The sequence below is a fragment of the Rhodococcus sp. YH3-3 genome (assembly GCF_001653035.1).
In the GTDB taxonomy this organism is placed as follows: Bacteria; Actinomycetota; Actinomycetes; order Mycobacteriales; family Mycobacteriaceae; genus Rhodococcus_F; species Rhodococcus_F qingshengii.
Genome location: NZ_BCWH01000001.1, coordinates 2,281,211 through 2,294,568 on the forward strand (window position 1 = coordinate 2,281,211; position 13,358 = coordinate 2,294,568).

General features: G+C 62.8%; 8 protein-coding genes and 4 pseudogenes. All 12 read left to right on the forward strand.

What is annotated here, in order from left to right:
- Positions 1-9: 9 nt before the first annotated feature.
- Complete coding sequence (locus YH3_RS10810; RefSeq protein WP_064443334.1) at positions 10-1,941, forward strand: mycofactocin system FadH/OYE family oxidoreductase 1; 1,932 nt, start codon at positions 10-12, stop codon at positions 1,939-1,941.
- A complete protein-coding gene (locus YH3_RS10815) occupies positions 1,938-2,765 on the forward strand; it encodes a mycofactocin-coupled SDR family oxidoreductase (protein ID WP_003941966.1) in 828 nt (275 codons plus the stop codon). Before YH3_RS10810 ends, YH3_RS10815 begins: the two co-directional genes overlap by 4 nt.
- On the forward strand, positions 2,765-4,714 hold the full coding sequence (locus YH3_RS10820) for a mycofactocin system FadH/OYE family oxidoreductase 2 (RefSeq protein WP_064443335.1): 1,950 nt from the start codon (positions 2,765-2,767) through the stop codon (positions 4,712-4,714). Before YH3_RS10815 ends, YH3_RS10820 begins: the two co-directional genes overlap by 1 nt.
- A 52-nt stretch (positions 4,715-4,766) precedes the next feature.
- Positions 4,767-6,002: pseudogene (locus YH3_RS10825) on the forward strand (DUF222 domain-containing protein).
- A 98-nt stretch (positions 6,003-6,100) separates the two neighbouring features.
- A complete protein-coding gene (gene mftE, locus YH3_RS10830; RefSeq protein ID WP_007730152.1) occupies positions 6,101-6,793 on the forward strand; it encodes a mycofactocin biosynthesis peptidyl-dipeptidase MftE in 693 nt (230 codons plus the stop codon).
- A 97-nt stretch (positions 6,794-6,890) separates the two neighbouring features.
- Positions 6,891-8,288: a mycofactocin biosynthesis glycosyltransferase MftF gene (mftF, locus tag YH3_RS10835; protein WP_007730153.1), complete on the forward strand. Its 1,398-nt coding sequence runs from the start codon at positions 6,891-6,893 to the stop codon at positions 8,286-8,288.
- Complete coding sequence (gene mftG, locus YH3_RS10840; RefSeq protein ID WP_007730154.1) at positions 8,285-9,766, forward strand: mycofactocin system GMC family oxidoreductase MftG; 1,482 nt, start codon at positions 8,285-8,287, stop codon at positions 9,764-9,766. The genes mftF and mftG overlap by 4 nt, the downstream gene beginning before the upstream one ends.
- A 105-nt stretch (positions 9,767-9,871) precedes the next feature.
- Positions 9,872-11,185, forward strand: a complete 1,314-nt coding sequence (locus YH3_RS10845) for a helix-turn-helix domain-containing protein (protein ID WP_007730155.1) — start codon at positions 9,872-9,874, stop codon at positions 11,183-11,185.
- A gap of 143 nt (positions 11,186-11,328) precedes the next feature.
- Positions 11,329-11,962, forward strand: a pseudogene (locus YH3_RS10850) (aldehyde dehydrogenase family protein); the annotation flags it as partial.
- A gap of 60 nt (positions 11,963-12,022) precedes the next feature.
- A pseudogene (locus YH3_RS10855) lies at positions 12,023-12,434 on the forward strand (aldehyde dehydrogenase family protein); the annotation flags it as partial.
- 31 nt (positions 12,435-12,465) lie between these two features.
- Positions 12,466-12,594, forward strand: coding sequence for a hypothetical protein (locus YH3_RS37295; protein ID WP_371594814.1), 129 nt, complete (start codon positions 12,466-12,468; stop codon positions 12,592-12,594).
- Positions 12,548-13,330 (forward strand): annotated as a pseudogene (gene adh, locus YH3_RS10860) (aldehyde dehydrogenase); the annotation flags it as partial. The gene YH3_RS37295 and the pseudogene adh, both read left to right, overlap by 47 nt.
- Positions 13,331-13,358: the final 28 nt, after the last annotated feature.

Genomic DNA, 13,358 nt, shown 5'->3' on the forward strand with positions numbered 1-13,358 from the left:
AGCTGTGAGTTGACACTCGACGAACACACGACCCTGGCCGGACGCCTCGTCCGGTCCAGGGTTGTTTTCGGTCCGCACGAGACCAATCTTGCTGTGGGACGCTCGCTTTCCGATCGGCACCGTGCGTACTACCAGCGCCGCGCCGAGGGCGGAACCGGGATCGTCGTCACCGAAGTGGCCTCGGTATCGGAGAACGACTGGCCGTACGAGCGGGCGCCGTTGGCGTCGCAATGTGGCCCGGGGTGGCAGTCGATCGCGGCTGCATGTGCTCCGTACGGAACGCTGGTTCTGGCCGGGCTCGGTCATACCGGCATGCAGGGATCGAGCGCATACTCCCAGTCGGTGCTGTGGGGACCGTCAAGAGTGGCCGACCCGGCGACGCGTGAGTTGCCGATGGCAATGGGGCAGCCGGAAATCGACCAGCTGATAGTCGGCTTCCGTGAGGCGTCGGCGCTGGCCGTCGCTTCGGGAATGGACGGAGTGGAACTCGATGCCGGTCCTCGAAGCATTCTGCGACAATTCCTTTCGGGTCTGACCAACACTCGGCAAGACCGATACGGTAGCGATCGCGTTGCTCTTGTTCGCGAGGTCATCTCGGCAGTGCGCGAGGAAGTCGGGTCGGATCACGTTGTCTCCCTGCGGTTGTCCTGTGACGAGGAAGCTCCATGGGCGGGTCTGACGCCCGATCTTGCCATCGGTATCGCGCGTGAAGTGTCTCCGTTCCTCGATCTCCTTGTCGTCGTTCGTGGCGGACTCTATTCGTCTGACCGGTACCGCCCCGATTTTCACTGCCCGCCGAACTTCAACCTCGATCTGTGCCGTGAGATCAAGGCCGCTCTGTCGATTCCTGTTGTCGTGCAGGGGAGTGTCGTGGACATCGCCGACGCTCACGCGGCGCTGGAAGTAGGTGAGTTCGTCGAGATGACCCGGGCCCAGATCGCAGACCCGGACCTGGTTGTGAAAGCCGCGCGCGGCGATCGTCCCCGGCCGTGTGTGCTCTGCAATCAGACGTGCCTCGTGCGTGATCCTCGCAATCCTGTCGTGACGTGCGTCGGGAATCCGAGCGCGGGTTTCGAGACGGTGGACCCCGATGAGCGAGAGCAGATTTCGACACCGGGAGCCGTGCTGGTCGTGGGGGGTGGCCCCGCTGGGATGGAAGCCGCACGGATCTCGGCGGTGGCGGGGCACTCGGTCACACTCGTCGAGAGTTCATCGCAGTTCGGCGGCATGATCCGAACTTTTGCGCGAGGTGACGGCCGTAGCCGGTTCGCACTCCTCGCGCAGTGGTTGGAGGACGAATGCCGTCGTAGCGGCGTGACGATGCGGACCGGGGCGGCGCTCGACGCCCAAGGCCTGGGTGACGCACGCAGCCGGGGCGAGTTTGTTGTCGTTGCCACCGGTAGTGCTGCGAGGCCGCCGACGTATCCGGTCGACGATTCGGTTCGGTGGTTGGATGCGTCGGAAGCCTTCGAGAAGTTGAGCACCGTGGGGCCGGGTCCGGTCGCGCTGATCGATCCCCTCGGTGGACCGATCGCGGTGGCGTTCGCAGAAGCACTCGCGGCCCATGGCATCTCCGTCTCGATTGTGACTCCCGACAGCATCGTCGGTTCGAGGCTCGGCGCGAGTGGGGATCTGGTCGGCGCCAACACGCGCATCCAGCAGGCCGGGATCACCAGGGTGCTCGCGTCACGTGTCACCGAAATCGCACGAGGGGCCGTCTGCGTCGAACACGTCCATACCGGCGAGCGGTCACAGCTCGAGTGCGAAGTGGTGATCGACTGCTCGCCTCGTCTGCCGAACGAAACGCTGAAGGAAGAGGCCGACATTCAGGTGGGCGACTCGGTTGCCCCGAGAACTGTTCTCGAATCCATCCGCGAAGGGCGCTTTGCAGGGTTTACTACTAGAACGAGTTTCAATTCTGCAGAGAGGGCTATCTCATGACACAGGGTTCAGTTCGTTCGCTCGAAGGTCGCGTTGCTTTCATCACCGGCGCAGCGCGCGGTCAAGGACGTGCGCACGCGGTCAAGATGGCGCGCGAGGGAGCAGCGATCATCGCGGTCGACGTATGCGCGTCGGTGGCGTCGGACAATTCCTACGACGCAGCAACTTCCGAGGACTTTGCCGAGACGATACGTCTGGTGGAAGCGGAGGGCGGGAAGATCCTCGCCCGTGAGGTCGATGTCCGTGACGGCGCAGCGCTCACCGCGGTGGTCAAGGACGGCGTCGAACAGTTCGGACGTCTCGACATCGTGGTCGCCAACGCCGGGGTCTGCAACTGGAATCGATTCTGGGAAATGTCGGACGAGCAGTGGGAAACCCTGATCGACATCAACCTGACCGGAGTCTGGAAAACCCTCAAGGCCTCGGTGCCGGCGATCATCGAGGGTGGGCGCGGTGGATCGATCATCGTGGTCAGTTCGGTGGCCGGACTCAAGGCGCTGCCCGGACAGGCGCACTACGCGAGCGCCAAGTTCGGTCTCGTCGGTCTGACGCAGGCCGCGGCAAAGGAACTGGGGGAGTACAAGATCAGGGTCAACTCGATCCATCCTTACGGAGTGAATACGCCGATGGGGGTCGACCAGGGCGCTCTCGAGGTATTCGCAAAGTTTCCGCAGTACCTTCCCAACTTCACTCCGATCCTCTCGGACATCGCTTTCGCCGAACCTGACGAGATCGCCGATACCGTCCTGTGGCTCGCCGGGGACGGTTCCCGCACCGTCACGGCAAGTCATATCGCTCTCGATCAAGGAAACTCCAAGGTCTGATGACGCCGTACCCGCGCCTCTTCGCGCCACTGCGCCTGGGCAACCTGACACTCCGCAATCGGGTCGTGTTCTCCGCACACCTGACCAATTACGCGGAGAACGGGTTGCCGACGGAGCAGCACTCGAGCTACTACGAGGCGCGGGCACGCGGCGGTGCGGGTCTGATCATCACCGAGGAGCACTCGACGCATCCTTCGGATCGACCGTACGAGAAGATGATTGCGGGCTATCGGCCGGAAGCGATCGAGGGATACCGGCGGATCACCGACGCCGTTCATGCGCATGGTTCGTCGATTCTCGCGCAGATCAACCACAATGGGGGTCAGGGCGCTGGAACCTATTCGCGATCGCCGCTGTTGGCGCCGAGCGCCGTTGCGGATCCGTTGTTCCGCGAGGTGCCCAAGGCTGTCGACGACGCGGACATCGCCGAGATTCTCGCAGGGTTCGCCCTTGTTGCGCGCAACTGCGTTGCCGGTGGCTTCGACGGGGTGGAATTGCAGGCGTCGCAGTCGTCCATCGTGCGCGCGTTTCTCGCACCCTCGACCAACCTGCGCACCGATCGCTACGGCGGGGGCGTGGCGAATCGTGCGCGTTTCCTTCTCGAAGTGCTCGGGGTACTGCGTAAGGCCATCGGCCCGGATCGTGTGCTCGGTGTGCGCCTGAGTGGATACGAAGGAACGCGGGGTGGCATCGAACTGTCCGACGCAGTAGCCACCGCTCAACTCATCGAAGCTGACGGTCACGTCGACTACATCAACACCACCGTCGGAATGGCCACGGAAACACTGCATCTGGTGGAAGCATCGATGGCTGCACCCACCGGCTACGCCAACTTCGTCCCGTCTGCTATCAGGGAGGTCGTCGATCTTCCAGTCGTCGGAGTCGGCCGTTTCAAGACGCCGGAGCAAGCCGAAGCCGCACTCGAGGACGGTGTATGCGATCTGGTGGGAGTAGTTCGCGGGCAGATCGCCGATCCGGATTTTGTGAACAAGGCGCGTGCTGGTCAATCGGTACAGGTGCGAACCTGCCTGTCCTGCAACCAGGAATGCGTCGGGCGGATGGGTCTGGGACGTTGGTTGGGGTGCACCGAAAATCCGCGCGCCGGTCGGGAATCGGTACCGCTGCCGATGCCGCGGCGACGGGGCCGCACGGTGGTGGTGGTCGGTGGTGGCCCGGCCGGCCTGCAAGCTGCGGCTACAGCGGCCCAGCGAGGTCATGCGGTGACGCTGTTCGAGCGTGAACGAAGACTTGGGGGACAGATTCTTACCGCCTCGGTGGTACCGGCTCGCCGTGAGCTCGTCGACCTCGTCCGGAATCTCGAATCTGAGTGTCGCCGAAGCGGTGTGACGATCGAGTTGGATGCTGGAGCTGATCTCGCGATCGTGGAGGAGCGCGCGCCCGAGGTGGTCGTGATTGCAACCGGAGCGCGGCCTGTGCGACCGGCGTGGGCGGGTGGATCAGAGCGTGTGGTGGGTGTTCGAGACGTTCTCGACGGCAAGATTCTGCCGAGTGGAACGGTGCTCGTCTACGACGAACTGGGATTCCATCAAGGTACGTCGGTGGCGGAGTTCCTCGCTGATCGAGGCTGTGCCGTCACGATCGCGACCAACGGCATGGTGGTCGCGCAGGACCTGAGCATCACCCTGGATTTCGAGGGGTGGAACCGCCGAGCGTTCGAGAAGTCGATCGGTCAACGGACAGATCTGATGGTGACTTCGGTGAGCGCTGGGGCCTCGCCGCTCGTGAGCTTGGTTCACCTTCCGACGGGTGTGACCGAGGAAGTTGCAGTCGACTGGGTGGTCTTCGCGACACAGCAGGAACCTGTCGACGAGTTGTGGAACACCTTGCAGGGAAGCTGTTTCGAGAAATTTCGCATCGGTGACGCCTTGTCTCCGAGGCGTTCGCACGCGGCCGTCATCGAGGGGCATCGGGCCGCGTTGGCGATATAAGTCGTCCGTTTTGTCTCTGGTTCTCGAAAGTATGTTCGATTAAACTTTGAGCATGGACAGTCGGGATGCGTGGCAGCTGGATGGTGAGGGCCTCAAGAGTGAGGTTCTCGATCTGGTGCGCGCCCGGCACGAGTTGCAGTCGCGGATGGTGTTGCTGATCGTCGAAATGTTTTCCCGGGAGACTGTGGTCGGGAAGGGTTTTCGGGCGATCGCACAGTGGTTGCACGGGTCGACGAATCTGGAGATCGGCGAATGCAGCCTGCTCGTCGGGTTGGCGCGGTTGCTGATGCTCGAACCCGTGGTGGGCGATGCGTTTCACCGCGGTGACGTTGATGCGTTGAAAGCCCGTCAGGTGGCGTCGTTTTGTCAGCATCCACCGAAGAACATGACGCCGGCGGATGTCGACAAGGCCCGCGGGATCTTGTTGGGGTTGGCGTCGAAGAACATCGTGGATTGCGATGCGGTGCGGGCGGCGATCCGGCGGATCGAGAAGCAGTACGGAAACCGTGAGGACGGCGTTCCGGTGGGTGAGGATTCGGAGCGCAACGAGTTCTACGCCTCGAAAGGCTTGTACGGGCGCGTGTCGGTGAAGGGAGACCTAGATGCTGTGAACGGGGCGCGTCTGATCACATTGTTGTCGAGCCTTTGGCGCCGACACCGGAGAAGGACGGCGCCAAAGACACCCGCACTCCGGCATTACGACGTGCGGACGGGTTCTGCGAACTGTTGCGCCGGTACGAGCGGGCGGGGTTGGGTCCGATCGAAGGCGGAGTGAAACCGCACATCACCGTTACCGCGTCCGCGAAAGACATGACCGACCTCAAGGCGTTGAAAGACCTCCTGCCGTCCACCGAAGAACTCGGATTTGCGTGGACCGATTGGGTGGGCCCGATCAGTATCGACACTGCGCGGATGTTGGCGTGCGACTGCACCGTGACGCGGATCTTGTTGGACGAGAATGGTGTTCCGCTCGACTGCGGCAAGGAAGTGAGAACGGCGACGGCGCCGCAGCGGCGGGTGTTGGCGGTTCGTGATGGTGGGTGTGCGTTTCCCGGGTGCGGAACTCCGTCGGGGTGGTGCGATGCCCATCATATTGTTCACTGGTGATGGTGGCCCAACGGATCTCGACAATCTGATTCTGTTGTGCGGTCATCATCACCAGACGCTGCATCACACGGAGTGGCGGGTGGAGATCGGTCCGGATCGTAAATCGGTGTTCTATCCGCCGATGTCGGTGGATCCGTATCAACAGCCGATCGGCGGGAACAGCCCACCGACAGCGGCGTGAACCGCGACAACTGACGAATACGCCGGGGCGCAACAATGCCCCGGTGTATCCGCATGCAGTGTTGCGGTGGGAGGGGCCCGCACCAATACGATCGGGGGATGAGTTCTCCGCGTGACCTTGCTGCCATCCCGAGTCCTTCGCTCGAGGGCACTGCGCTCACCGTCGTGGTCCCGGTCGGTTCTTTTGAACAACACGGACCGCACCTGCCTCTCGATACCGACACTCGGATCGCGAGAGCAGTCGCAGAGGCTCTGCCCGACGTCGTCGTGGCCCCGGCCATCGAATACGGGGCGAGCGGCGAACACGAAGGGTTTGCCGGCACGATTTCGATCGGTGCCGAGGCTATGGAAACCGTCGTCGTCGAATACGGAAGGTCGGCGTTCCGATGGACGAAGCGGGTGCTGTTCGTCAACGGCCACGGCGGAAATGGTCCCGCATTGGCCAAAGCGGTGGCACTTCTGCGGTATGAGGGGCGTGATGCTGCTTGGGTGCCGTGCGCTGTTGCGGGTGCCGACGCTCATGCCGGACACACTGAAACGAGCCTATTGCTGCACCTTTCGCCCGATTTGGTGCACATGAGCCTTGCTGAGACAGGAAATTTGTCTCCTATCGCGGACCTGATGCCAGGAATGCGTTCGGGCGGTATGGTCGCTGTGTCGCAAAACGGCGTTCTCGGCAATCCAGTCGGGGCTACCGCCGAAGACGGCGCATACATCTTCGGTGAGTTGGTAGGACGCGTGACGGATGGACTGGCCCGGTGGGAGCCTGGTCCAGATGGGAGGCTTCGGTGACGACCACGACCGAGTGGGGGCGGACGGTCCACCTGCGACGGCTTTCGAGGCTGCGACGAGTTGCAGCACGACGGGCTACGTCCCTTACGATCATCTGATGCGACCAGCAAGACTCCCCGACGGCTTCGGCATTCGGTTGGACCCCAAGGTGCGCACGTACTCGGGTGGCCGGGTACTCATCGGCGGATCTCCGACGCGGATGCTCAAGCTGGCGCCGACGGCTGCGGCGATGATCGGCGACGGCTTCCTCGAGGTGGTCGATCAGCAGAGCGCTGCGGTTGCGCGACACCTTCTCGATTCAGGTGTCGCGAATCCTCGTCCGATGTCGACGCCGTCCGCTGCCGATGTCACGGTCGTGATTCCGGTCAAGGACAACCAGGCCGGCGTCGAACGCCTATTGCCCGTCCTCAAGGATCTGACCGTCATCGTTGTCGACGACGGTTCGGAAGTGCCGGTGGAGCCCCGTCGCGCCTGCCCGGGCACCGGCACCATCACAGTGGTCCGGCACGAGAGTGCCCGCGGTCCCTCGGCAGCGAGAAACTCGGGATTGCGTTCGGCCCAAACACGTTTCGTAGCTTTTCTGGACTCCGACGTCATACCGCGTGCCGGTTGGCTCGAGTTGATGTTGGGCCACTTCAGCGATCCGGGGGTTGCCCTTGTTGCACCCCGCATCGTCGCCCTCGATCCGTACGGGACGGCGCTGGCGCGGTACGAGAACATGCGATCGTCTCTCGACCTCGGACGCAAGGAAGCTGCGGTGAAGTCGGGCAGTCCGGTCGCCTATGTCCCCAGCGCCGCCGTGATCGTCCGGCGCGACGTGGCACTCGAATGCAACGGTTTCGACGAGAGTCTCGAAGTAGCCGAGGACGTCGATTTCTGCTGGCGACTGCAGGCTGCGGGTTGGCGACTGAGGTACGAACCGGTTGCGCATGTCGCCCACGATCATCGAGTTCAGTTCGACAAGTGGTTCGCCAGGAGAGCGTTCTACGGCACGGGTGCGGCGCCGTTGGCTGCAAGACACGAGGGTTCGGTTCCGCCGATGGCGATGTCGTTCTCGACGCTCTTCGCGTGTATCGCCGCCGCAACACTGACCCGTTCCGGTCTTGCCGGCGCACTCGGCGCTTTGCTGTTTACCGTTTACCGGCTGCGAAAGATGTTCACCGGCCTGAGTCAACCCACCCGGATCGCGGCGATCCTCACCGCGCAGGGAGTTGTCGGCGGATTCTGGCAACTCGCCTCGGCAATGTGTCGTCACTACTGGCCCGTGACGCTCCTGGCGGTGATCGCCTCCAGGCGAATTCGGCGGCTGGCCGTCGCTGCAGCAGTCACCGAAGGTTTGGTGGACTGGTATCGCCACCGTGAGCCAGGCGGGCTGGGACCGGTTCGGTACGTCTTCTTCAAACGAGCCGACGACATCGCGTATGGGGCCGGACTCTGGCGTGGCGCATTCGACGCCCGCGACTGGGCGGCGCTGAAACCTCGAATCACCAAGTGACAGAAGCCGACTACGCAGATTTCCTGGTTGTCGGTGGTGGCACGTGTGGTTGCGTGGTCGCAGCCAGGCTCAGTGAAGATCCATCCGCCACGGTGATGCTCCTCGAATCGGGAAGCGGATATCGATCGGCGCTCGAACTCCCGGACGTCCTGGGTGATCCGTACCGACTGCCGGTCGGACCTGCGAGCGAATACACGTGGACCTATCCGGTCGAACTGACGCCGCGTCGGGCGTCCACAATTGCGCGGGGGCGGACACTCGGTGGATCCGGAGCCGTCAACGGTGCGTACTTCACCCGCGCGACCCGTGCTGATTTCGAGAATTGGCCGAGTTCATGGCGATACGACGACGTCTTGCCGTACTTCAAGAAGTCCGAAACGGATCGTGATTTCGAGGGCGAGTTCCACGGGACCGCCGGACCGATCCCGGTCGAGCGTCGAGCGTGGGACCAACTACATCCACTGAGCGGCGAGTTTCATGCGGCAGCGCTCGGAGCAGGCTTTCCCGACGACGTCGACAAGAATGCGCCGGACTCGTTCGGGGTGGGCCGAGTGCCACTGAACGTCTCGGATCATCGTCGGATCAGTACGGCGATCGGGTATCTGATGCCGGCGTTGCACCGGCCGAATCTGCGGGTGGAATCCGGAGTGAACGTCATTCGCATCGCGTTCTCGGGTACCCGTGCGATCGGCGTCGACGTTCTCGACGACGGTAATGTCCGACGCATTCGTGCCGACCATGTGGTCGTGTGTTCGGGCGCGGTGGCGACACCGCACATTCTCCTGAATTCCGGTGTTGGTCCAGCGGAACAACTTGTAGGGCAGGGAGTTTCCGTCGTTCTCGATCGACCGGGCGTCGGACAGAACTTCGTCGACCACCCGGAAGTGCTGCTGCCGTACCATTTTTCGAAGCCCCGCACGATTCGATCGCAGACTCCGGTGCTGGAGACAGCCCTCAACCTCGCTGAGATCGAAATCCGTCCGTACACCGCATCTTTCACAGACCTGGTTCCCGGTGTGCCTCGCATGGACCACGGCGTCGGAGTGGTCCTGATGGCGCCGCACAGCCGGGGAAGCATCGAACTGGTATCGGGGGATCCCGCTGGGGCGCCGCGTATTCGGTACAACTATGTCGCGTCGGCGCACGATCGAGCTGCCATTCGGGAAGGGATGCGGATCGCCGAGAATCTTCTCGAGTCGATCGCCGAGACGGGGTTGATCGATCGCCCCGTCGTGGAGTACACCGATGAGTGGGTCGAATCCCGCTTGGGAACGTCGCTGCATATGTCCGGTAGTTGCGTGATGGGTGCCGAGGCGGACCCGTTCGCAGTCGTCGACGGTCGGTGCCGTGTGATCGGCGCGCAAGGACTCAGTATTGTTGACACGTCAATCCTGCCGACGATCCCGACCCGCGGCCCGCATGCGACCGCGGTGATGGTCGCGGAACGAGCAAGCGCCATTCTGCTCGGTGACGAGTGACCGCGAGGGGTAGCAGGCTGGGTCGGCAGTCATACCGAATGGTCGTTCTCGCCTATGGGCTGTGATCGGCGTTACAGTGGTCCACGGAGCGGAGGAACGCAAAATATGGCACGTGAACAGGCTGTGCCCGGCAACCCGTGGGTGGCGGTCAGGCCAGGCGATGACGTCGCGTTACTCGCGCGGCGACTTTCGTCTGCCCATCAGTCGTTCATCGATGCTCGCGGCGTGCCCGGCCAGGGGCTGACCGACGACTCCCATGTCCGCTCGGTCGTACTCGAGTCCTGGATGCGGAGCCGCAACAAGGGGGTAAATCCCGATGTGGTCGGCAACCCTGAGATGCTCGAAGGGTTGGAGCTCGAAAAGTATCGCTCCGCGCATCCCATGTCACTGATCCGTCCGGTGATTCGGAAACTCCTGGTGGAAGATGCTGCCGAGACCGGACTACTGATCGCGATCAGTGACGCACACGGTCGATTGCTCTGGGTGGAGGGTGACAACTCGGCCAAGGACAAGGCGTTGTCCATGAACTTCGTTGAAGGCGCCGACTGGAGCGAAGATCGTGTCGGCACCAATGCGCCGGGAACGGCGCTTGCTCTCGATCACTCCGTACAGATTTTCGGATCCGAGCATTTCAACCGAACCGTGCACGACTGGAGTTGTTCGGCCGCACCCGTCCACGATCCCACCACTGGGCAAATCCTTGGTGCCATCGACATCACCGGTGGTCCCAGGGTTGCGGTTCCCGAAGTGCTGTCACTGATCCGTGCAACTGTCGCGGCCGCCGAATCGGAATTGCGATTCCATCTCTTGAACTCGCCCATCCCGCTCAGTGCCACGGCTCCGCGCCTCGAAACATTCGGTGCCGGCCGGCCGACGCTGGTTCGCGGCGGTGACCGCATCCCGATTTCGCAGCGTCACGCCGAGATTCTCCTTCTGCTTTCCGAACACCCGGAGGGCCTCAGCTCCGACCACCTTGCGGTCCTGCTCGACGAGGGCGAACTCGACGCAGTGACCATTCGCGCGGAAATGTCGCGGCTTCGTAAGGTTTTCGGCGCCGACCGGCTGGCTTCGCGCCCCTATCGGATCATCACGGAGTTCACGACAGATGTCGGCGATGTGCGGGCAGCGTTGGACCGAGGCGACGCAGCGACGGCGATGAAACTGTATTCGGGCCCGGTGCTGGCGGGCTCTGCCTCCCCGGGAATCGAAGAGGTGCGGGAAGAACTACGCACCAGGGTCCAGGCAGCTCTGCTGCGTGGAGGTGACGCCAACCTTCTGGCCCGGTGGACCACGTCGGTGCACGGCCGCGAAGACTCCGTCGTGTGGGAGGCCTACCTGTCCACGTTGGATCCTCAATCTCCGCTGTATTCGCAGGTCCAGGCTAGAATTGATCTCCTCGACCGCCAATTGGGCATCTGAGAATCATCTGCGTTTCTCGCACGCAACGTACTTGCAACGTTGCAACTCCTAGTGTTGTGAATCACACCCCACCGGGGGGTGGGATTGCAGTCACCGATTTGGTGGGTGCGCCCAGGAAGATCACGTTTACATAGGAGCTTGCAATGACCGTGTACGCCCGCCCAGGTACCGCCGACGCGATCATGTCCTTCCAGTCTCGATACGACAACTGGATCGGCAACGAATGGGTTGCTCCGGTCAAGGGTCAGTACTTCGAGAACCCGACACCGGTGACCGGACAGAATTTCTGTGATGTGGCTCGTTCCACCGCAGAAGACATCGAGCTCGCTCTCGACGCAGCGCACGCAGCAGCTCCGGCCTGGGGCAAGACCTCGGTCGCCGAGCGCGCGATCATCTTGAACAAGATCGCTGATCGTATGGAGGAGAACCTCGAATCCATCGCACTCGCCGAGTCGTGGGACAACGGCAAGCCGATCCGCGAGACCCTCAACGCCGACATTCCGCTCGCCATCGATCACTTCCGTTACTTCGCGGGAGCTATTCGCGCACAGGAAGGTTCGCTTTCGGAGATCAACTCCGACACCGTGGCGTACCACTTCCACGAGCCGCTCGGCGTAGTCGGCCAGATCATTCCGTGGAACTTCCCGATCCTCATGGCCGTGTGGAAGCTTGCCCCCGCCCTCGCTGCCGGCAATGCCATCGTGCTCAAGCCTGCCGAGCAGACGCCAGTCTCGATCCTGCACCTCATCGGCATCATCGGTGACCTGCTGCCTGCCCGCTCCCGCCCTTGCTGCCGGCAATGCCATCGTGCTCAAGCCTGCCGAGCAGACACCCGTCTCGATCCTGCACCTCATCGGCATCATCGGTGACCTGCTGCCTGCCGGTGTTCTCAACATCGTCAACGGCTTCGGCGTCGAGGCCGGAAAGCCGCTCGCGTCCAGCCCGCGTATCAAGAAGATCGCGTTCACCGGTGAAACCACCACAGGTCGCCTGATCATGCAGTACGCGTCGCAGAACCTCATCCCCGTGACCCTCGAACTCGGTGGCAAGAGCCCCAACGTCTTCTTCTCCGACGTCCTCGCCTCCAATGACGACTACCAGGACAAGGCACTCCCAGGGCGAGGTCTGCACCTGCCCGTCACGTTCGCTGATCCAGGAAGACATCTTCGACGAGTTCCTCGCGATGGCAGCCATCCGCACCAAGGCTGTGCGCCAAGGGGATCCGCTCGACACCGACACCATGTCAGGGCGAGGTCTGCACAGCGCCGTCGCGGGCGCTGATCCAGGAAGACATCTTCGACGAGTTCCTCGCGATGGCCGCCATTCGCACCAAGGCTGTGCGCCAAGGGGATCCGCTCGACACCGACACCATGCAGCCCGCGTATCAAGAAGATCGCGTTCACCGGTGAGACCACCACCGGTCGCCTGATCATGCAGTACGCGTCGCAGAACCTTATCCCCGTCACCCTCGAACTCGGTGGCAAGAGCCCCAACATCTTCTTCTCCGACGTTCTCGCCTCAAACGACGACTACCAGGACAAGGCACTCGAGGGCTTCACGATGTTCGCCCTCAACCAGGGCGAGGTCTGCACCTGCCCGTCACGTTCGCTGATCCAGGAAGACATCTTCGACGAGTTCCTCGCGATGGCAGCCATCCGCACCAAGGCTGTGCGCCAAGGGGATCCGCTCGACACCGACACCATGATCGGTGCCCAGGCCAGCAACGATCAGCTCGAGAAGATCCTCTCGTACATCGAGATCGGCAAGGCCGAAGGCGCCAAGGTCATCACCGGTGGTGAGCGAGCCGAACTTGGCGGAGACCTGTCCGGCGGCTACTACGTCCAGCCGACGGTGTTCACCGGCAACAACAAGATGCGCATCTTCCAGGAAGAGATCTTCGGACCCGTCGTCTCGGTCACCTCGTTCAAGGACTACGACGAGGCCATCGAAATCGCCAACGACACCCTCTACGGTTTGGGCGCCGGTGTCTGGTCCCGCGACGGCGGAGTTGCTTACCGCGCAGGCCGCGACATCCAAGCCGGTCGCGTCTGGACCAACACGTACCACCAGTACCCGGCACACGCCGCTTTCGGTGGATACAAGCAGTCCGGCATCGGCCGCGAGAACCACCTGATGCCTCTACGGTTTGGGCGCCGGTGTCTGGTCCCGCGAC

Excerpts from the sequence above, each read along its gene's own strand:
- mftF (WP_007730153.1), top strand. The coding sequence starts at position 6,891 with ATGCGACCAGCAAGACTCCCCGACGGCTTCGGCATTCGGTTGGACCCC.
- YH3_RS10815 (WP_003941966.1), top strand. The coding sequence starts at position 1,938 with ATGACACAGGGTTCAGTTCGTTCGCTCGAAGGTCGCGTTGCTTTCATC.
- YH3_RS10845 (WP_007730155.1), top strand. The coding sequence starts at position 9,872 with ATGGCACGTGAACAGGCTGTGCCCGGCAACCCGTGGGTGGCGGTCAGG.
- mftE (WP_007730152.1), top strand. The coding sequence starts at position 6,101 with ATGAGTTCTCCGCGTGACCTTGCTGCCATCCCGAGTCCTTCGCTCGAG.
- YH3_RS10820 (WP_064443335.1), top strand. The coding sequence starts at position 2,765 with ATGACGCCGTACCCGCGCCTCTTCGCGCCACTGCGCCTGGGCAACCTG.